Annotated in this window: 16 protein-coding genes; 13 read left to right on the forward strand and 3 right to left on the reverse strand. The window is 46.7% G+C overall.

Going from position 1 to position 21306, the window contains the following annotated elements; translation table 11 throughout:
• Positions 1 to 189 precede the first annotated feature (189 nt).
• The 8 genes from OP864_RS08090 (at position 190) to OP864_RS08125 (ending at position 11281) form a co-directional block, all read left to right on the forward strand.
• A complete protein-coding gene (locus OP864_RS08090; protein WP_270100701.1) occupies positions 190 to 1158 on the forward strand; it encodes an MlaD family protein in 969 nt (322 codons plus the stop codon).
• Positions 1159 to 1162: 4 nt separating this feature from the next.
• Positions 1163 to 2230, forward strand: a complete 1068-nt coding sequence (locus OP864_RS08095) for an MlaD family protein (RefSeq protein ID WP_270100702.1) — start codon at positions 1163 to 1165, stop codon at positions 2228 to 2230.
• Positions 2231 to 2502: 272 nt separating this feature from the next.
• Positions 2503 to 4443 carry an OstA-like protein gene (locus OP864_RS08100; protein ID WP_270100703.1) on the forward strand — a complete coding sequence of 647 codons (1941 nt, stop codon included), beginning with the start codon at positions 2503 to 2505 and terminating at the stop codon, positions 4441 to 4443.
• Positions 4444 to 4854: 411 nt separating this feature from the next.
• Positions 4855 to 8049, forward strand: coding sequence for a protein translocase subunit SecDF (gene secDF / locus OP864_RS08105; RefSeq protein ID WP_270100704.1), 3195 nt, complete (start codon positions 4855 to 4857; stop codon positions 8047 to 8049).
• Positions 8050 to 8553: 504 nt separating this feature from the next.
• Entirely contained in the window at positions 8554 to 9036 is a 483-nt protein-coding gene (gene greA, locus OP864_RS08110) for a transcription elongation factor GreA (protein WP_015692412.1), read from the forward strand.
• 271 nt (positions 9037 to 9307) lie between these two features.
• Positions 9308 to 9415, forward strand: coding sequence for a 30S ribosomal protein THX (locus OP864_RS08115; RefSeq protein WP_270100705.1), 108 nt, complete (start codon positions 9308 to 9310; stop codon positions 9413 to 9415).
• Between the two features lie 74 nt (positions 9416 to 9489).
• A complete protein-coding gene (locus OP864_RS08120; protein ID WP_148268316.1) occupies positions 9490 to 10356 on the forward strand; it encodes an outer membrane beta-barrel protein in 867 nt (288 codons plus the stop codon).
• Positions 10357 to 10465: 109 nt separating this feature from the next.
• Complete coding sequence (locus tag OP864_RS08125; RefSeq protein WP_270100706.1) at positions 10466 to 11281, forward strand: 2,3,4,5-tetrahydropyridine-2,6-dicarboxylate N-succinyltransferase; 816 nt, start codon at positions 10466 to 10468, stop codon at positions 11279 to 11281.
• 617 nt (positions 11282 to 11898) lie between these two features.
• On the opposite strand, the gene OP864_RS08130 is transcribed toward OP864_RS08125, so the two are convergent.
• The 3 genes from OP864_RS08130 to OP864_RS08140 all read right to left on the reverse strand — a co-directional run bounded on the left by OP864_RS08130 (position 11899) and on the right by OP864_RS08140 (position 15602).
• The gene (locus OP864_RS08130) at positions 11899 to 13701 is read right to left on the reverse strand and encodes a lytic transglycosylase domain-containing protein (RefSeq protein ID WP_270100707.1); all 1803 of its coding nucleotides are present in this window, start codon (positions 13699 to 13701) and stop codon (positions 11899 to 11901) included.
• Positions 13702 to 13971: 270 nt separating this feature from the next.
• Positions 13972 to 14193: a Sec-independent protein translocase subunit TatA/TatB gene (locus OP864_RS08135; RefSeq protein ID WP_002658690.1), complete on the reverse strand. Its 222-nt coding sequence runs from the start codon at positions 14191 to 14193 to the stop codon at positions 13972 to 13974.
• Positions 14194 to 14363: 170 nt separating this feature from the next.
• Positions 14364 to 15602: a M16 family metallopeptidase gene (locus OP864_RS08140; protein WP_270100708.1), complete on the reverse strand. Its 1239-nt coding sequence runs from the start codon at positions 15600 to 15602 to the stop codon at positions 14364 to 14366.
• Between the two features lie 273 nt (positions 15603 to 15875).
• Between OP864_RS08140 and OP864_RS08145 the strand changes: the two genes are divergently transcribed.
• The 5 genes from OP864_RS08145 to OP864_RS08165 all read left to right on the forward strand — a co-directional run bounded on the left by OP864_RS08145 (position 15876) and on the right by OP864_RS08165 (position 21068).
• Positions 15876 to 17096, forward strand: a complete 1221-nt coding sequence (locus OP864_RS08145) for an HD domain-containing protein (protein WP_015692418.1) — start codon at positions 15876 to 15878, stop codon at positions 17094 to 17096.
• Between the two features lie 345 nt (positions 17097 to 17441).
• Positions 17442 to 18521 carry a peptidoglycan-binding domain-containing protein gene (locus OP864_RS08150; protein WP_270100709.1) on the forward strand — a complete coding sequence of 360 codons (1080 nt, stop codon included), beginning with the start codon at positions 17442 to 17444 and terminating at the stop codon, positions 18519 to 18521.
• 141 nt (positions 18522 to 18662) lie between these two features.
• Positions 18663 to 19253 (forward strand): nitroreductase family protein, encoded by a 591-nt coding sequence (locus OP864_RS08155; RefSeq protein ID WP_270100710.1) that lies wholly within the window; start codon positions 18663 to 18665, stop codon positions 19251 to 19253.
• A 149-nt stretch (positions 19254 to 19402) separates the two neighbouring features.
• A complete protein-coding gene (locus tag OP864_RS08160; RefSeq protein ID WP_270100711.1) occupies positions 19403 to 20251 on the forward strand; it encodes a toxin-antitoxin system YwqK family antitoxin in 849 nt (282 codons plus the stop codon).
• Positions 20241 to 21068 (forward strand): Rossmann-fold NAD(P)-binding domain-containing protein, encoded by an 828-nt coding sequence (locus OP864_RS08165; protein WP_270100712.1) that lies wholly within the window; start codon positions 20241 to 20243, stop codon positions 21066 to 21068. The genes OP864_RS08160 and OP864_RS08165 overlap by 11 nt, the downstream gene beginning before the upstream one ends.
• Positions 21069 to 21306 lie beyond the last annotated feature (238 nt).

Consider the following 21306-nt stretch of genomic DNA (forward strand, 5'->3'; position numbering starts at 1 on the left):
CCTTCGGCGGGCGCTACGTTGCGCAGCTCGCAGCTCTGCTCGGCCCTTCGGCGGCAAAGCCGCCTCGGTCTGGCCTGACGGCCACTGCTCCACATCGGTTACTCCCTTTGGTCGTCGAACTGCGCCCCTTTGGGGCTGGTTGTGACCAAATGAGCCACCCAATTTTTTGGACCAATTAGATACCTTAGTTTGGAAAATAGACGAAAATATATCTGGATCGGCATGGTCGCTTTTGTGGCGATCATTAGCTTTATTGTAATTTACCAACGCCTGCGATCTGTGCCTAGTATCAATCCAGAAACCACCCTTTATGCCGACTTTGATGAGGTGGGTAGCCTAGATATTGGCGCCTATATCTATTTGCATGGTATGGAGATGGGCTTTGTCAAAGCCATTGCTTTGCGCACAGATGGCAGCGGGAAAATTCGGGTGACCTTAGGCATTACGCCCGGAAAAAAGATTCCCAAAAATGTTATTGCCTATGCGCATGCGCCTAGCCCCATTTCTAAGGATATGCTTTACCTCCGTTTGCAAAAGCCGTATAAAGAAAATTGTGGACCAGAAGATTATCTCAAAGAAGGAGATGTGATTAAGGGCCGAAATAGCTCTTACCTCACCGATATTCGAGATATGGCCGCCCCTTATCTAGACCCCGTAGATAGCCTCTTGCAAGAGTGGTTTCCCACTTCCGATAGTTTGGTCCGAGCTGTACGCGAACTACAAGCCGATTTGGCCCAGTTTAGAGCAGCTACGGCCAAGGATAAGGAATTGAAGCTAAAAGGGCAGGCCGCTATTGGCGTCCTTCTCGATTTGAGAGATTTGGCCCAAAAAGTAGATGCCCAAGAGGCCACAATCAACCAAAAGATTAGTGAGTATAAGGAATTAACGGATCAGCTAGTGGCCGACTCTGTCATTCAGAAGATTCCCACTATGATCCCTACAGATATTCCCCTGCCCAACTTAGATAGTATTAACGCCAAGATTATTGCTGTACAAACCCTATTGGATAAGGTCGACAATCCTGCCGACAGCAGCAGTTATGCTTGGCTATTGCATGATGCCAAATTAAAGGCCGATATCAAGACCAAAACCGCCGAGATGGCTAGGCAAGTTCAAGAAATTCGCCAACATCCAGAGCGCTATATCAAACTAAATTAAAAGCATGAAAATTTCTAACGAAGTAAAGGTAGGTATCCTAGGGACCTTCTCTATTTTCCTACTCATCTGGGGGTATAACTTTCTAAAAGGGAACAATATCCTCTCCAATGATACCGTAATTACTGGCCGCTTTACTGCTGTAGATGGTTTGGCCGTAGGAGCTCCTGTAACTGTGAATGGTCTGCAGGTGGGCGCAGTTACGCATATGGAACTCGACCAGAAAAACCCCAAAGAAGTACTGGTAGAAATGCACCTTTATAATGGAGTAGATGTGCCCAAAACGGTAAAACCTAAGTTGGTTACGCTTAGTATTATGAGCGGAAAGGCTGTTTCTATGGAGTTTGAAGGCAGCTGCTCTGGGGCCGATTGCCTGCAAACTGGCGATGAGGTCCGTGGAGAAGCCGGTAGCATGATTGATATGGCCCAAGAACTGATTGAGCCTTATATGGGCCGAATTGATTCTTTGACCCAAGCCTTTAAGGAGTTGGCCAAAAGCGAGGAGTCTGGCCTTAAAAAATCTGTACATGATGTGCAAGCCAGTATCGAAAACCTTAAGGTGATTAGCCAGTTGCTTTCTGTTTTGCTAGAACGCTCCACCAATAGCTTTGTCAATACGATGAGCCATATGGAGTCGATTACAGGCAATGTAAAAGCCAACAATGATCAAATTACGGCCTTGATGAGCAATTTGGCGACCCTTTCAGAAGAATTGAAATCGGCCAAATTGTCGGAGACCCTAGGCGCTACCAAAAATACCGTAGAAGAATTTGGCCAATTGGCGGAAGGCATGCAGGGTACCTTGGCCGAAACCAACAAGCTGATGGCCCAATTGCAAGAATTGACCAACTTTAAGGACCAAGAAGGTTTGCTTTCTGCCCTGATGCACGATAAGGCCCTTTTGCAAGATGTAGAAAAAGCCATTGCAGAAATGAGCCTATTGATGGAGGATATTCGCCGTCACCCCGAGCGCTACCGCACGGTATTGAGTGGCAAATACAAACCCTACGGCATGGGCAAAGCCTATAAGAAAGAGCAAAAGCTACTTGAAAAAGAGGCCAAAAAGAACAAATAAACAGGAGTTAATGGTCTAATAAAAGCCCAGAGAAATCGGTTTTGGCCGCTCTCTGGGCCCTTTTTTTGTAAAGAGCCAAGCCAAAGTTGGTCTTTAGGGCCAAAAAAGAAGGCTTGGGCCAATCGGCCTAGCGATGTGCAGGGGGGCGGCGAAGCCGCAGACCAAGGCGCTTTGCGCCGCAGGGCCGAGCAGACCTGCGAGCCCCGAAACGTAGCGCCGACGAGCGAAGCGAGGCGGAGGCCCCAAAAAAATAGGATAAAAAAAAGCAATCTATGCGTTATTTATTGCTCTGTTGTTTGTTGTTTTTGGGGCTAGGGAGCTATGCCCAAAGAGATAGCACAAACCGCGATACGAGCCGAGTGCAATTGCTCCACAGTAATAAGGGAAGAGGCGAAAGCCGGGCCGATGGCCGCTATTTGTTTCTGGAAGGAGAGGTCCATTTTAAGCAAAAAGAGATGCACCTTTGGTGCGATACGGCCCAGCAGGCGCCCAATGACCAAGTGTTGGCCTATGGAGATGTGGAAATGCTGCAAGACGATAGCATTCGGGCCTTTTCGGATAGTTTGCGCTATGATGGAATAAAGCGAGAGGCGGAATTAAAAAATCAGGTGGTTTTGCAGGATAGCTCCATGACTTTATTTACCGATTATCTGCATTATGATTTGGCGCAAAAGAAGGCCAGTTATCCGCAGGGCGTATTGATTGTCTCGGATTCTAGCCAGCTGCAAAGTAAGCGGGGCTATTATGAGCTGGAGAGCAAAATGGCCTATTTTGTCGATTCGGTCCGCCTCAACCACCCTAAATATAAGTTGATTACCGACTCTATGGCCTTTAATACGGAGGAGGAAAAAAGCTATTTTTTGGCCCCTACTTATATGTATGATGATGAAAATCTGGTCTATTGCGAATCGGGTTATTATGATAATAAGGCCGAAAGGGCCGAACTGACGGGCTCGCCTTATTATTTGCAGCGCAAGGGCCAAAATAGTCGCCGCGCCTCTGCCGATACCATATTATATGTAGGCAGTGAGGATAGCTATTATTTGATTGGCAATGCCATTTTGGAGGAGGAAAGCCAAAAGGTGTATGCCGATACGATTGTTCGGCGGGGGATGAAAGGCCGCTTTGAGTTTTTGGGCCATCCTCGCTTTGAGCGCAAGGGAAAAGAGGGAAATCAGGAAATTTTGGCTGGCGACTCTTACTATGATGAGGAAAAAGAGGCTATGGTCTTTCAAAATGGGGTAACGGCCAAGCGAGGCAGCCAAATTCTTCGGTCAGAAACCCTAGAATATAGCGAGAGCCGCAAAGAGGCTTGGGCCAAGGGCCAAGTTATTTTGGAAGATACCGTAGAGCAAAGCCGTTTGATGGCGGGCTCGGTCTATTACAATGATTCGACGGGGCAGATGTTGGCCCAAGATCATCCGATTGCCCTGATGTTATTGGATGGCGACAGCCTTTGGATGACCGCCGATACCTTTCGGATGGAAAAAGACAGCGCTGGGGCCTATCAATTGCGGGCCTATCATCAGGTGCAGGTCTTTAAGTCTGATATTCAGGCTTTGGGCGACTCTTTGGTCTACAATGAAGCCGATTCGCTTTTTGAGCTGCGGGGAAATCCCCGAATTTGGCTGGATTCGGTGCAGTTTACCGCCGATACTTTACGGGGCCGCTTGGCTGATCAGTCCTTGCAAGAGCTCTTTTTGCTCCAGCATGCCTTTATGGCTTCGAGCAAAGAGGAGGTCTATTTTAATCAGATTAAAGCCAGAGACATTCGGGCGCATTTCCAAGACAATGAGTTGCAGCGGGCCGATATTCAGTACAATGGCGAAATGGTGTATTATGCCCTTGATGAGCAGGGCCGCTATGCGGGCGTCAATGATATGGATTGCTCGGATATGCAGGTTCGTTTTAAGGAGCGGAACGTCGACCGCATCAAGTTTATGGGCCAACCCAAGGCCGTTTTGTACCCCATGGGCCAAGTTAAGCACGAAAAACTTCAGCTCAAGGGCTTCAAATGGCTAGAGGCCGAGCGCCCCAAAGACCGCTGGAGCTTGACGGGCCCTTATGCCTGGGGGATAAAAGCGGCGGCCTTGCCCGAACTTCCGCCAGCAGCCAGCCCAAATGAAATTCCCGAACTGGAGGAGCCCAAAGAAAAGCCCAGCCTCAGTCCAGAGGAGCTTTCTAATCAAAAACGCCGAGGAGGAAAGAAGTAGGGGAGGGGTTGGGGCCTCCTGCCTTCGGCAGGCGCTACGCTTTGGGGCTCGCAGGTCTGCTCGGCCCTGCAGCCCTTCGGGCTTTGGTCTGGCCTGACGGCCACCCCGCCGCATCGCTAGGCCGTTTGGCCTACGGCCAGGCGCTTCGCGCCTCTTATTCCTTTAGACCATCAGGGGCTTAGCCGACCCAGTTGTTTTTAAATGAGCAGCTTAGTTAGTAATTTGCCGAAATGCTTTTAACTTAGAATAATTTTTTTATCCCACGCAAAAAGTTCTATATTTGCAAGCCAAAATAGGCGCACTGCGCCTATATGTTTTTTTATACAAACTATATTGAGAAACTAAATCAGAGCCCCATGATCGGGTCAAATATTGGCCAAACAGACAGCTTACTTTAGTTTCTAAAACCTATTGAATTACGCTAAAACCATGCAAGGGAAAAGTTTCGTAAAGTTCTTTACGATTGCGTTAGTCCTGGTCATTTCGTACATCTTCTTTTTGATGATTCCGACCAGCGGTATCGAGCGCAGTGCAAGCGAATTTGCTAAAGCGGCAACGGATAGCATTCAGGACCAAGAACTTAAGGCTGTACAATACGATATGGCCCAGCAGTACTTCCTCGATTCTATTTCTGAGGAGCCCGTCTTGAATCTAGGATTCAAATCATACTCTTATCAAGAGCTCAAGCGCAGCCAGTTGGCTTTGGGCTTGGACTTGAAAGGCGGTATGAGTGTTGTCCTTCAAGTAGATTTGCAAGAGTTGATTAAGACCTTGGCCAACAAAACTTCTGATGAGAACTTTCAGAAGGCATTGGCCAACGCCAAAGCTGCACAGTCTACCGCTCAGGTAGATTTTGTAACCTTGTTTGGTCAAGAATATGCCAAAGTGAGCGACAAGCCTTTGTCTCGTTTCTTTGGAACTACCGAAAAACTGGAGGGAATCAATATCAACTCAACCAATGAGGAAGTATTGACGGCCATCCGTTTGGAGGCTTCTAAAACGGTAGAGCGCACCTTCAATCTATTGAAGCAGCGTATTGATAAGTTTGGTGTGGCCCAACCTGTGGTTTCACTAGATAAGTCTACCGACCGTATTACTGTTGAATTGCCTGGTGTGCGTAGTCCTAAGCGGGCTCGTGAGTTTTTGCAAGCTACGGCTAGCCTAGAGTTCTGGGAAATGTACACTGCTGTTGAGCTTTTGGGCCAACAAACTGCTGGTCCTTTGGTTAACCTCAATGAGGCCCTAAAAGGCAGCAAATACGATAAGAGCGAGCCTGCTGTAGGTACAGCTGCTCCTCAGCCTGATTCGGCAGCCTTGGCTTATATTGAAGAAGTAAAGGCCGACACTAGCCTAGACGAGGCGGTTAAGCAGGCTAAAATTGACTCTGTCAATGCGAGCTTTGCCGCTACTGCCGTAACAGATTCTACTAATCCTGGTCCTTTGTTTAAGGTTATGGGCTTTGCTCCTCCTCAGACAGAAAAAGACCCTTATGTAGGCTATACTCAGGTAAAAGATACTGCAGAAGTGATGGACATGCTTCGTTCTGCAGAAGCGCAGCGCATCTTGCCTAAAGATGTTCGTTTCGCTTGGGATTCTAAAGTACAGAAATCAGAAGATGGTGGCCGTTTGGTTCAGTTGTTTGCCTTGCGCACTCGTGGCCAAGATGAGGCAACACTATCAGGTGAGCGGGTAGTTTCTTCTCGTGCTACTCAGAATCCTTCTGGTGCAGGTTATGCTGTTTCTCTAGACATGGACAATGAAGGGGCGCGTAAGTGGAAGAAAATGACGGAAGAAAACGTCGGCTTCTGCGTAGCGGTAACTCTAGACAACAAGGTTTATTCTTACCCTCGTGTCAATGAAGTAATTCCTAATGGAGGAACAAGTATCTCTGGAGATTTTTCTGCCACAGACGCTAGTGACTTGGCCAATATTCTAAGTATTGGTAAGTTGCCTGCTACACCTGAAATTATTGAAGAAGCTATTGTTGGTCCTAGCTTGGGACAGGCTACAGTAAATGCGGGTCTTATGGCCCTAGTGATTGGTTTTGTATTGGTGCTTATCTTTATGCTCCTTTACTATGCTAAGGCGGGTATTTTAGCTGTATTGGCCCTCTTCCTCAACATCTTCTTTATCCTAGGTTGTTTGGCCTCTTTTGGTACAGTATTGACCCTACCTGGTATTGCCGGTATTGTATTGACTATTGGTATGGCTGTGGATGCCAACGTAATTATCTTTGAGCGTATTCGAGAAGAATTGCGAGCTGGGCAGCACTGGAAAGAAGCAATCCTTTCGGGTTTCCAACACTCTTATTCAGCAATTATTGATGCCAACGTTACTTCATTTGTTACGGCCCTTATCCTCTTCCAATATGGTTTAGGTCCAATCAAGGGTTTTGCTACGGTATTGATGATTGGTGTAGCTTGTTCGGTATTTACTGCGGTATTGTTTGGCCGCTTGTTGTTTGACCGTTACTTGGTCAATAACAAAGAGGTGTCTATTTGGACCGGAAGCACCAAGAATGTTTTGGCCAATGTAAGCTTTGACTTTATTGGCAAGCGTAAAATTGCTTATGCTGTTTCTGGCCTTTTGTTGATTGCTGGTATTGCTTCTATGGCTACTCAAGGTTTTGAGTTGGGTGTAGACTTCCAAGGTGGTCGCTCTTATACTGTAGAGTTCCCTCAGCAAGTAGAGGTACCTCAATTGAAAGAGGAGCTCGTAAAGGCTTTTGATGGCTATGATAAGAATGTAGTAAAGATCTTTAACCAAGGTAACCAAGTAAAAATTACTACTTCTTTCATGCAGGAGAAAGAAGGACAAGATGCCGATGCTGAAGTATTGACTAAGCTTCACCAAGCTTGTAAAGCTTATTCTTCTGCCGATGTAGATTATGAGGCTTTTGCAGCAGGTAAAGCACCTAATGTAACAGAAGCTGGTTTGTACTTGACGGCCTCTTCTAAAGTAGGTCCTACCATTGCAGATGATATTCGTCAGTCTGCTTTCTGGGCTTCATTGCTTTCTTTGCTCTTTATCTTTAGTTACATCTTTATCCGCTTCCGCAGATGGCAGTTCTCTGTAGGTGCTATTGCGGCCCTATTCCATGATGTACTTTTGGTTTTGGGTATCTTCTCTTTGTTCAAAGGTATTATGCCTTTCTCTATGGAGATCGACCAAGCCTTTATTGCTGCTATTTTGACCATCATCGGTTACTCGATTAACGATACCGTAATTGTATTTGACCGTATTCGGGAAACTGCAACGAATGAAGGCGAAAGCAAAGGAATTAAGGACATCGTTAACCAAGCAATTCAGAGTACAGTAAGCCGTACTTCAATTACTTCATTGACTACATTTTTTGTAGTGGCCATCTTGTTCTTCTTTGGTGGTGATGGCATCAGTGGTTTTGCTTTTGCCTTGTTGATTGGTGTAATTGTCGGTACTTACTCTTCTATGTTTATTGCTTCTCCTATTGTAGTAGATACAACTAAAGATGCTAGCTCATTGAAATATACCGAGTACGTTTCTGATTATGCTGAAGGCGCAGAAGATGCCGAAAGCAGCACTGGTGACGAACTAGATGAACTAGAAAACGAAGAAGAAAAAGCTTAGGCTTTTCCACTTATATAGTTTGTAAAAAGTCTCTAGGCCAGCATTGGCTTAGGGGCTTTTTCTTTTGGAGTGTACAGGCCCGTCAGGGCCGCAGGCCTAGTGATGTGAAGGGGTGGCCCGTAGGGCCAGACCAAAGCCGCCCTTGGCGGCTGAAGGGCCGAGCAGACCTGCGAGCCCCGCAACGTAACGCCGAGGAGCGCAGCGAGGCGGAGGCCCCAAAGCATTAAGTTCTGAAGAACTTAAACTCTCTTATCGTGTATAAGGACTAAGGCTTTAAAAACTTGCAAGAGCAAAATAAAACTGCTATATTTGTTAGCAGACAACAGTAGGAACGGTCAACTCAATGGAGTTGGGCGTTCTTTACTTATTTTATGTAGTAGATAAACTACATATTGATGCAGGAGGCCGTTTCTTAATCTAGAGGAACGTCCTTTATTTTTCTGTCAAAAACAAACGGAATTTACTGCTTGGCCCAATAGCCGAACAGCTAAAAATTGAAAAAATATGTCTAAGCAAATTTCTTATATGACCCGCGAGGGCTATAATAAGCTGAAAAAAGAGTTGGAAGAACTCAAAACCGTAGAACGCCAAAAGGTGGCTCAGCAAATTGCTGAGGCTCGCGAAAAGGGCGACCTTTCTGAAAATGCCGAATATGATGCGGCCAAGGAAGCACAAGGCTTGTTAGAGCTCAAAATTAACCAAATGGAGGCCGTTATGGCCAATGCCCGCATTGTAGATGGAGCCGATTTGGATGCCTCTAAGGTGGTGGTGCTTTCTACCGTGAAAATGAAAAACCTCAAGACCAAAAAGACCATGAGCTATACCTTGGTCTCTGAGTCAGAAGCAGACCTTAAGGCCAAGAAAATATCTGTTAACTCTCCTATTGGCAAAGGCCTTTTGGGCAAAGCTGTAGGTGAAGTAGCCGATATTCAAACCCCCGCCGGCATTATGCAGGTGGAAATCCTAGATATTAAGATTGATCTCTAGAAGAATAGCTCAACTGTAAAAGCCGTTTGGAATTAGCCAAACGGCTTTTTTTTGGCCCCAATGCCAAGCATAATTTTGAAATAAAGTTATTTCTCGCATAAAAAAAATGTAAACTATTTTAGCAATTTAGTCGCTAAGCGCTTATATTTGGAAACGATACACGATTTCATCTGGTCTAAGATTGGTCTTCAACTACTAATTAAAGTAAAGGGAAAAATCCTGCATCTGGCCCATCTTGGACCTCTTTCACCTTCATCAAAATCTACCGATTATGGGAAAAGGAGACAGAAAAACCAAAAAAGGCAAATTCTACTTAGGCAGCTATGGCGTTTCAAGACCCAAAGCCGCTAAAGTCAGAAAACGAAAACAGAAAAAATAGCAGACTAGCTGCTATCAGCTTATGGCCCCAAATTTATTTGGGGCCTTTTTCAAACAATCTAAACTGATTTTATTATGATGAAGCGTACTGCACTTTTTAGCTTCTTGAGCTTGTTCTTGCTCGCAGGATTTGGCCTTAAGGCACAAACTGGTCCTTATGCTCGTTTGGGCGTAGGCTACGGTATGGGAGCAACTACAGACCAATTGGGTACTACTTATGTAGAAGATGCTAATGGTGATTTTACAGAAGAAAATATTTATGGCACCTATGGTGGTGGCTTTGATGTTAATCTAGATCTAGGCTATAACTTTAGCCAAAATTTTGGCTTTGGTCTAGGGGTAGATTATCTATTTGGAAGCACGGTAACCAGAGATGAGTATACTGACCCTTCGCAAACTTCAATGACTGAAGTTTATACCCGCCAATTGCGCCTATCGCCCAATTTTACTGTTCGTGGAAACAATGAAGGAATGGTGCAACCTTATGGTGGTTTGGGCCTTGTTATTCCTGTTACAGGAACTACATATTCTAATACAGAAGATGTGTATACCGGAATTAGTGGTACTGCTACTCAAAAAGTAGAGACTAAAGGACAGTTTACTCTAGGCTATGAGGCTTTTGCTGGTGTTTACTTCAAAGTACCCAACGATAAGGTGCGCATCTTTGCAGAACTTCGCTACACGGGCCTACGTATTCGGGCTAAAGAGGCAGAGATCGTAGAACTTATGCAGCCTGATATGTCTACAGGGACTATTATTGATGTAATCGATCTAAGACCAGATCCTTATACCGAAATTAACTTCGTAGATGAAATTGATCAGGATACAAATGCAAATAGAAATGCAGGTGACCCTATCGAACAACTTAGAACATCTACCAACTTTAGCAGCTTTGGAATCCAAGTTGGAGTAGCTATGAGCTTTGGTGGCGATGAGGAGTAATCTTCAATAGCCTAAATTTAAAAATAGATGCCTTCTTCCAAGGGCATCTATTTTTTTTTGCCTAAGACTTCCCTATTTTAGCCCTCATTATTACAATCAATTATAAGTTATGAAAGTATTTCAAGAGGCTATTGAGGCCGCCTGGGACAATAGAGCGCTGCTCAAAGAAGCCAAAACACAAGAACTCATTCGTGAGGTAATTGACCTACTCGATAAGGGCGTTGTGCGCGTAGCTGAACCTACAGCAGATGGCTGGACCGTCAATACTTGGGTGAAAAAAGCCGTGGTGCTTTATTTCCCTATCCAAAAAATGGAAACCATTGAAGTGCCTCCTTTCGAGTTTCACGATAAAATTCCACTTAAAACCAATTATGCCGAACTTGGCGTTCGGGTGGTTCCGCATGCGATTGCCCGACATGGCGCCTTTTTGGCCCCTTCGGTCATCATGATGCCTAGTTATGTCAATATTGGCGCTTATGTGGATGCCGGCAGTATGGTTGATACCTGGGCCACGGTGGGCTCTTGTGCCCAAATTGGCAAGAATGTACACCTTAGCGGTGGCGTGGGCATTGGTGGCGTGCTAGAGCCCCTACAGGCCGCTCCCGTGATTATTGAGGACAATTGCTTTATTGGCTCTCGCTCTATTGTGGTAGAAGGGGTGCACATTGAAGAAGAAGCCGTTTTGGGCGCCAATGTGGTCATTACGCAATCCACAAAAATTATTGATGTTTCTGGTCCAGAACCGATCACTTATAAGGGCCGAGTGCCCGCCCGCTCTGTCGTGATTCCAGGTAGCTATACCAAGGAGTTTCCCGCAGGCAGCTATCAGGTGCCTTGCGCCCTCATTATTGGCAAGCGCAAAGAGAGTACCGACAAAAAGACCTCGCTCAATGATGCCCTTCGCGAGCATAATGTAGCAGTTTAGTTCTTTTTTTTGGGGCCTGCCGCCTTTGGCGGCCGGGCCCCTACAAGGCTCGCTCTCTGCTCGGCCCTGCGCGGGCGAAGCCCGCTGGGTCTGGCCTGACGGCCACCTTTTCGGGCCCCTAGGCCTGCGGCCCTTCGGGCCTGTAGGACGCCAAAGCGGTATTCCTCGCTGCGCTCCTCATTCGCTAAAATAACCCGCCCACCCACCCCTCTTCGAGATTCCTTAAGGAATCCCTTGGGGCGGCTGGGCCAAAGAAAAACGCCAGAGATCTACATCTCTGGCGTTTCTATTTACATTCCTATAGGCCCGAAGGGCCGCAGGCAAAAGCCAAATAGAAGCCCTCTTACTTCTATCCTTTGATTTAAATCCCGGCTATTCTGCTTTATTTTTCTCAGCCATAGCTCTAGGGCTATGCCTTTAAAAAATGCCTTGACTAGCCTGAATTTTTTATCCAAGGATGGCCAAAGCAGAGGGCTTCTATTTGGCCTAGCGATGTGCAGCAGTGGCCGTCAGGCCAGACCCAGCAAAAAACTTGTTTTTTTGCGCAGGGCCGAGCGAACAGCGAGCTGCGAAACGTAGCGCCCGCCGAAGGCGGGAGGCCCAAAAACATGATGAACCTACTCTTGCTCCATCACCGCTGGAGGAACAGAAGCTGCAGTACGAACGCGCAAAACTCTGGCGCGGCTACGGCTTTGGTCCAAAATATCATTGGTGCTTTGTAGCTCTACCTCATTCCACTGGCTATTGTCTCCCTTGGCTGTAGCCTCAGGCGTTTTAGGCAGCTCTTCCTTGGGCGTAGAGATCTCTTCTTTAGCCACTTTAATAGCTGGCTGGGCCGTAATAGGTGCCGAGCTAGCCGTTGTTTTTTCATCATTTAGGGGCTCGGTAGCAGCTACCCCCACAAAACCATAACTTCTAAGGCGGCGGCCACGACTGCGGTCCTGCAAAGCGGGACGCTCAATAGCTTGGCGGCGCTGTTCTACAGCTACCTTCTGCTCGGCCTTAGGTTGTGCTCTAATTGTTTCTTCTTCTAGCAAAACGGTCTTGCCATCAATGTTCGTATAACGGCGACGGGCCGCTACAGCTCCTGCCTGAGGCACCTTAGCCGCCACTTCCGTCTGCTCATTAGTGCCCAAATAAACCGAAGAGGTTTTGGCCTCTTGCTTCTCATTGAGCCCCACCACCTTTAAGGCAGCAATAGAAATTCCAGAAACTTGCTTTTTGTTACGGGCCAACAACTCTACATTTACCCGATGCTCTCTCAAACCGATCAAATCGCCAGCATAAGGCTGATAATCAGCAGGCAATTCGTTCCAAAACAAAATATCCTCAACAGAACAGCGGTAGGCCTTGGCCAAACGCTTGAGGTCCTGGGGCGACTGAATGCGACGAACGGCTCTCAAGGGATTCTCCTTTTGCATCTCTACAATGCGGTTAAAAGCCCGAGTATAGGCTCTTTCTTTGGCCACAATACGAGCGGGAAGAACCAAAATTTGCGCATCCTTATCCTTGGGGACATAGTTGCGGCGATAAGAAGGATTGAGCAACTTCAAGGTATCTAGACTAATATCTAACTCCTCGGCCAATTTGCGCAAAGACTGCCCGCCCTCAATATGCAAACTGTCCGTAAGCACCAAATCCTGAGACAGCTGCTGCGGAATCAACTGATGCTCCTGATAATATTCTCCAACATAAACCATGGCCATAAAGAAAGGCACATAGCGCTGGGTCTCTCTTGGCAAATACTTGCGTGCCGCCCAGAAATTTTTGCTGCCCGCCCGCTTAACCGCGCGATCTACTCGGACCGGGCCACAGTTGTAGGCCGCCATGGCCAGGGCCCAATCGCCATAGCGATTATACAAACGACGAAGCAATTTTGCCGCCGCCTCCGAGGCCTTATGCGTGTCGCTGCGCTCATCTACATAAGTATTGATGCGCAAATCGAAAATGCGACCCGAGCTAGGAATAAACTGCCAAAGCCCCACCGCACTAGCCACCGAACGAGCCGTTGGGTTAAGATGCGACTCGACAATGGCTAAGTATTTTAAGTGATGAGGGACATCATGAGCAGCCAAATGCTCTTCAAAAATAGGAAAGTACATTTTACTGCGACCCAAAATGGCCTCCGTACTGTTTCTGTATTTTCCCGTGCGAATCAAAATCCGCTCTTTGGTCAAAGGATCCAAACGGTAGTCAATCGCTCCAGAAAGCGCCTTGAGCCGATCCTTGTATTCGGTATCCGAAAACTCCGGAAAGTCATTGAGCAAATTGGTCATCAAGCGGCTCAAACTATCCACAAAAGGAGCATCCTCTTGAAAACTATTGGGAATGAGGTCCTTGTCTGGCGAAGCCTGCAATTGCCCCTGCCCAAAGGTGAACAAAAAGGCAAAAATAAATAGGCGGTAGAAAGTCCGTCTCATAAGATCTTAAATTGATATCGAACAAAAACTTGCAAAAAGAAAAAAAGAGCAAAAGCCCTATGCAAGCCCTAGTGAAAATTCACTAAATCGTTTGAAAATGGGGAAGGGTGACCAAAACATGTCTAATTTATCATTTTTTTTGAAAAATTAGCTGCAATGGCTTGATTTTAAGCCCCAAAGCCCCTAGCATAAATAGGAAATGGTAACTTCCACAACAATTTGTTGCAAAAGTTACCATTTTAAATCTAAAGAGTAAGGCAAAAAATCGACTTAAGATTTTTCATACTCCTTCTTGCTCTCCTTGGGTTCTTCGTTAATGCCAGCTTCTAGCTCTTTCGATACTTTATTTTTAGCATCATTGAACTCGCGGATACCACTCCCCAACCCACGCATGAGTTCAGGAATTTTTTTACCGCCGAAAAGAAGAAGAATGGCCACTAAAACGATGATCATTTCTGGACCGAAGAAGCTCAATAATAATATAGCGTTCATAAGGCAATGATGATTTATATGCACTTAGATAGTGAAAGCCGCCTTAGGTGGAATATAACCCACTAACTATCTTTTGGCTTTCAATACCCTGCAAAGGTACAGTATTTTTTTTGATTGAAAGAATTTCCCCCCTCAGGCTTCCCTTTTCGCTATGTTAAAGCGATAGCAGCCTAAGCCTTAGGCAAGTAGTAAAGCAGCGAGGCCTTTTCTTGCTGAAAGAGGAATTGGGCCTGCAACTGCAGCTGCTTGGCCGTAATTTGCTGATAATAATCGGCCTCTTCATTGATCAATTGGGCCTGCCCCAATAGTTCATAGTAGCCCAAACTCAAGGCTTTCTGAAATGGCCGAATTTCCCCAAATAGGAGGTTGTGCTCGGTGTTGTTTTGCAACTTTTGTAGCTGCTCCTCACTAATGGGCTGGGCCTTAAATTCTTCTAATGCAGCCCAAACAGCCTGCTCGGCCTGCTCAATGTCTACCCCCTCTTGCAGTTTTCCCTCAATCACAAATAGTCCAGCCTCTACCGTGCCTGTAATGTATACATCCAGTTCGCTAAAGAGCTTTTGCTGCTTGACCAATTGCCGAACCAGCAATGAAGAATCACTCAAACCCAATATATCCGATAAGAGGTCTTCTAAATAATAGGCGGTTTCTAAACGAGCCGCCGCCGGAAAGGCCATGTAAAGAGCCGCATCGGTCACATTGGCCCGATGCACTTTTTTGCGCCCTACTAGCTGCGGCGGCTCGGCCGCATAGGCTGGCCGCTTAACTGGCCCTCTCGGAATATGCCCAAACCAATGTTCTACCCGCTCCAGTACTTCTTCGGCCTTGATGTTGCCCGAAATCGATAAAACGGCATTGTTGGGACAATAATAGTTTTCATAAAATTCACGCACTTCTTCCAAGGAAGCCGCCTCAATATGCTCAAAACTTTCCCCAATTACAGGCCGCTTATAAGGATGTTCCTTAAAGGCCAAATCCCCCAAAATATGCCATAAGTCTCCATAGGGTTCTTCTAGGCAACTCTCCTTAAATTCTTCCACCACCACCCGCTTTTCTTTCTGCAAAGGCTGCGGCTCAATACAAAGGTTTTGCATACGGTCCGCCTCCAACCAAAGCCCCAAATCTAGGTTCTGATAAGGCAAAATGTCATAAAAAACAGTCATGTCTTGGTTGGTAAAGGCGTTGTTTTCGCCTCCAGCCAATTGTATTAATTGGTCGAAATTGGGCGCATGCTGAGAACCCGCAAACATCAAATGCTCAAATAAATGCGCAAAGCCACTGCGGCCCGGCAACTCATCCTTGCTCCCCACTTCATAGTTCATACAAAGCGTGAGCATGGGGCTGCTAGGGTCTTCCTGCAAAAGTACACGCAAGCCATTTGCTAGCTGATATCTTTTATAATTAATCATTTCTTTTTTGTTTTTGGGGCCTCCGCAGCAAAGCTGCGGCGCTACGCTTTGGGGCTCGCAGGTCTGCTCGGCCCTTCGTTTTTTTCGCTGCGCTCAAAAAACTTGGTCTGGCCTTCGGCCACCCCGCCGCATCGCTAGGCCATAGGGCCGCCCACTATTAATTGCTTAAACAACTCGCCTATGCCCTTGTTTAGGCTGGGCCAAGATAAGACAAGAAAAGCAGCAAACTTTGATTATCTTACTCTATCTAAGGTAAGACTAAATTATGAACTAATGACGAATAAAGCCTACCCCAAGTTATTTAATGACCCCATTTATGGATTAATTGAGCTCCCTAAAGGCCTGCTGCTAGAGCTTGTCGAGCATCCCTTTTATCAACGACTGCGCCGCATCGGACAGTTGGGCTGGGCGCATTATGTTTATCCTGGCGCCACCCACAGCCGATTTAGCCACTGCCTTGGCGCCTATTATTTGATGCGAAAAGCACTGGGCCATTTGCAGCGCAAGGGCATAGCACTTTCTGAGGCCGAAATGGAGGCCTGCTCGGCCGCTATTTTATTGCACGATTTGGGCCATGGCCCTTTTTCTCATAGCCTAGAGTACGAACTGCTCGATATTGCGCATGAAGAGATTTCGCTGGCCCTAATGCAAGAGCTAAATGAACAGATGCAAGGCCGTCTAGATTTGGCGATCGCCATTTTTAAGGGAGAATATAAACGCCCATTTTTACAGCAGTTGGTTAGTGGCCAACTGGATATGGACCGCATGGATTATCTCAATCGAGATAGCTTTTATACGGGCGTAGCCGATGGTATTGTGAGCTATGACCGCCTCTGCCAATTGCTAACCGTAGCCGATGAACAACTGGTTTTAGAACAAAAGGCCATTTATTCTATTGAGCGCTTTTTGATGGCCCGCCGCCTGATGTATTGGCAGGTCTATTTGCACAAAAATAGTATCTCCACTAGCCAACAATGCCTAAAGATGATGCAGCGGGCAAGACAGCTCAAAGGAGCAGGGAAAAATTGGCGAATTTCTTCGGCCCTGGCGTTTTTCTTAGACCATAAATATACTAAGGCGGAGTTTTGGGCCAATCCCAAGCCCATCCTGGCCCAATTCAATCAGTTAGATGATAGCGATATCTATCAGGCGATTAAGTGTTTTGCCCAAGATGATGATTTTGTGCTCTCCTTTTTGGCCCAAGGCCTTCTCCATCGGCAGTTGTTTAAAATTGAGCTGCAAGACCAAGCTTTTGCTCCCGCTCAATTGGCCCAAATAGGAGAGGAGCTGCTCCAAAAATACCCTATAACAGAAGAAGAACTCCCCTTTTTATTATATCAGGGCCAACAAGAATTACAGGCCTATACAGCCAAGCAAAAAGCCATTTTGGTCCAAAATAAAGCCAAGCAATTGTTGCCGCTTTCAGCTTGGCCAGAACTAGAACTGCCCACCAAAGTTTTGCGGAAATATTACCTTTCTTATCCTAAGCGCTAGACCAATTGCTTATACTAAGCCTTCATTAATGAAGCCTAGGGCAGCGCGGGACTATCGGCCTAGCGATGTGCAGCAGTGGCCGCAGGCCAGACCGAGCCGCTGAAAGCGGCGAAGGGCCGAGCAGACCTGCGAGCTGCGAAACGTAGCGCCTGCCGAAGGCAGGAGGCCCTAAACCCCTATCATTATAATAATATTTATATTTAAGAGCTGAAGCTCGAATAAGTGGCGGAAAAAGCGGCGCTTGTATTTTTTTTGGGTCAAAATCATTTTAAATTGTAGAGCCTTAACAGTTTTTTTATTTTTGTAGACTGTAAACTCATTTAAAATCTAAGCGAGCGCTACTATATGAAATCTTTATACCTCAACTTTTTGTGGGCTGCCCTGCTAGCCTTTCCGCAATTTTTATTGGCCCAAGACTATCCGCCCGATGCCGAACCGGGGAAATGCTACGCCAAATGTTTGATCCCAGATGAATATGAAAATATTACGGAGGAAATTTTGGTCAAGCAAGCCACCCAAAGAATAGAAATTGTGCCCGCCACTTTTGAAGAAATAGAGGAGCGGGTTGAGGTTAAAGCTGCCTCTACTCGAATTGAGGTGATTCCAGCCGTATTTGAAAGCCAAGAGGAAAAGGTCGAAGTGAAGGCCGCTAGCATTCGCCTAGAGCCTGTTCCCGCTCGTTATGAACAGATTGAAGAAGAGGTGGAAATTCGCCCTTCTGAGGTGAAATTGGAAGAAGTGCCCGCGGAATACGAAACCGTAACCGAGCAAATTCAAGTGGCCCCTGCCACTACCAAATGGGTGCGCAGAAAAGGAGACAAAAACTGTTTGTCGGCCAATCCTGAAGATTGCATGGTTTGGTGTTTGGTCGAGGTGCCCGCAGAGTACGAAACCCTGACCAAAACGGTGCTCAAAACACCCCCTACCACCAAAGAAACGGTGATTCCCGCCGAGTATAAAACCGTGAAAAAAACAGTGATGGTAGAAGGCCCTACCACCAAAGAAATTGAGGTGCCTGCCGAGTATGTGACCATCAAGAAAACGATTATGGTCAAGCCACCAGAAACTCGAGTGATTGAGTTGCCCGCAGAGTACAAAACGATTAAGCGCCGACTGATGACCGCACCTGCTCAGACCAAAGTAGTGGAAGTGCCCAGCGAGTTTAAGACGGTGACCAACCGCCGCTTAGTTACTCCCGGTGGTTACTCTGATTGGAGAGAGGTGCTTTGCCAAAATAAAATTGATGAGGTGAAAATTCAGGAAATCCAAACGGCTCTTCGTAGAAAGGGCTATGATCCCGGTCCCTCAGATAATATTTTTGGAACCAAAACCAAAACGGCCCTGATCCAATTCCAAAAAGATAATGGCTTGCCTGTAGGACAACTAGACTTTGAAACCCTTAAGGCCCTAGGCGTTTCTTATTAGGCCTCGGCTCCCAGAAAATCAAAAAAAAGCTCCCTCAGGGAGCTTTTTTTGGGCCATTAAGAAGAGTTTGCGATAAAATCCTTTTTAAGGACCAAGATAATACCTTATATTTGTTTAGAATAGATCTAAATAAAATGCAATATGAGCACCATAAAAGTAGAGCAAACGGTTTTAGAGAGTATTAAAAACCGTCGTTCCGTTTATCCCGAAGTATTTACAGATGAGTTAGTGACAAAAGAAGAGCTAGAGCAGCTGTTGGAGATGGCCAATTATGCGCCCAATCATAAATTGACGCAACCCTGGCGCTTTAAGGTGGCTGCGGGCGATCGAAAAACAGATTTTGCCGAGGCCATGGTGGCGGCTTATGAGGCTGCTGTTCCTGTAGAAAAGCAATTGCCCAAAAAACCAAGGACGATCCGCAAGCGGGCTCAAAAAAGTAGCTTTATGCTGGCTATTTGTATGCAGCGAGACCCCAAAGCCAGCTTGCCCGAATGGGAGGAGCTAGCGGCTATGTCTATGGCGGTTCAAAACATTTGGTTGGCTGGAGAAGCCATGGGGATCGGCATGTATTGGGGCAGCCCGGGCTTTATGGTCCGTCCTGAAATCCGAGAGTTTTTACAATTGGCAGAAGGAGAAACTTGCTATGGTTTGCTTTTTATTGGCCGTAAGCCCGAGGGACTTGAGTTGGTCTCTAGCCGAACGCCAATTAGCGAAAAAGTTAGTTGGCTATAATCTGGCCTAGCTAAAACGGCCCAAAAGCACGCTTTTGGGCCGTTTTACTTTTCTCTTGGACTCGACAGAAAAAAATTGGCAGTTAAAAAGCAAAAACTTACCTTTATAAGGCACTACCACAGCTGATTTTTTCCTTCAGAATATCCACTATGAGAGCCTTTTATATCTTACTGCCCATTTTAGCTATTAGCCTAGCTAGTAGTTCTTGTATTTTTAGTGACCTTTTTGGAGCAGGCAAACAGGAGTTTGTTGCCGATACCGTGGTTGCTGTTCCTTCTATCAAAGACATTCGCGTTCAATTCTTATTGACCGATACGACCAATGATGTGGTTCGCTATTGGAGCGACCGCTCTGGCCGCCCGATCTATCAGCGATCAGAAGAAAGCTTTATTGGCCAAAAAAGAGATGGCTTTCAGCGAGAATGGAATGAAGACGGTATCCTTATTCTAGAGGCCCAATGGAATAAAGGCCTGCCCATTGAGTACCGCATCGAACGCTACGACGATGGCTCGCTCAAACGAAAGGTGCTCTACAATAGCCAAAAAGGCTATGCCCGCTATGAGGTGAATTTCCACCCCAATGGCCGCCTAAAAACAGATACGATCCTCTATAATGAGGGCGTAAAAGAAGGTAAAATCAATTATTATGATACGGCTGGCGTTTTGGTCGAACAACATATTTTTGCCGATAATGAATTGGTCGGTATCGAGATCTTTAGAGCAGAGTTTGAAAATGTCTTTAATAAGGTGGCTTATCTAGAACGCTCTTTGGTCCAAGATTCTATTGATGCCATTCGCCAAGATTCTGTCTTTAGAGCCGTTTTAGGCGATGTGGACCCCGCAGCCGCTAAAGCAGGTGCTGGAATTGCCTGGAAGAATGATTATAATGAACTGGAAAATCTCCGCTATCTAGAGGGCCTGATGAATCCCGAAAAACGCCTAGCCGATAGCGCTCGGGCAGATAGCCTAAGAAATATAAATTCAATAGATGAAAAATAAACAAATTGCCATTATGGGCTGCGGCTGGCTGGGGGCTCCTTTGGCCAAAAAACTTCTAGCCGAAGGCTGGGAGGTTTACGGTAGCAGCCGCTCTTTGGCCAATTTAGAAGGGCTTCAGGCTTTGGGCCTGAAGCCCTTTCGCATGGAGCTACCCAAAACGCTTCCCGCTGCAGAGGATCCCATTTGGCAGCTGCCTTATTATATGGTCAATATGCCGCCTACGCCTTTTATGGGGCTGGGCCCGCTCGCCTATGCCCAAAGTATGGCCCTTTTGGCCGAGCGAATGCCGCAAGACGCAACCCTCTTTTTTGTCTCTAGCACGGGCGTTTATGGTCCTCAAAAAGGAGCTGTTTTGGAGACGAATGATTGTCGCCCAGCTCATGCTCGTTCTCAGGCTGTTTTGGCCGCAGAAAAGGCCCTGGCCCCTTATCGCGCCAAGCTCAATTTGAGTATTTTGCGCTTTGCTGGACTCATCGGCGGGCAACGGAAGGCTGGCCGCTTTTTGGCGGGAAAAAAGGAGGTTCCTCAGCCTTTTCGCCGCCTCAATTTGATTCACCGCAGCGATTGCCTCGGTATTTTATCGGCTCTTTTGGCCAAAGAAAATTGCCCTGCTTTGCTAAATGTTTCTGCGCCCAAACACCCTTTTGCCCAAGATTTTTATCCCAAACGGGCCAAAATGTTGGGTCTAGAGCCGCCTAGCTTTTTGCCGCCCACTCCCCAAGAAAAAGAGCAGGCTAGTTATATTTCTACGGCTGCACTACAAGCTTTTTTGCCCGATTATATCTGGCAATATCCCGATCCCAACGATTTTCCTTAAGGTTTTTATTTGGGGCTGCCCCGCCTTGTAGGCGGGTCGCTCCCTCCGCAGCTCGCTGTTCGCTCGGCCCTGCACGGGCTTCGCCCGCTAGGTCTGCCGCCTTTGGCGGCCCTGCTCTGGCAGCTCAGCCTGCGGCGGCTTCGCCGCCTGCAAAACCGCAAAAAATGGTATTCGTCGCTGCGCTCCTCATGCCTAGTAATTAACCCGCCCACCCTCCCCTCTGCGGGATTCCCTAAGG

This window comes from Saprospira grandis (genome assembly GCF_027594745.1).
Taxonomy (GTDB): domain Bacteria; phylum Bacteroidota; class Bacteroidia; order Chitinophagales; family Saprospiraceae; genus Saprospira; species Saprospira grandis.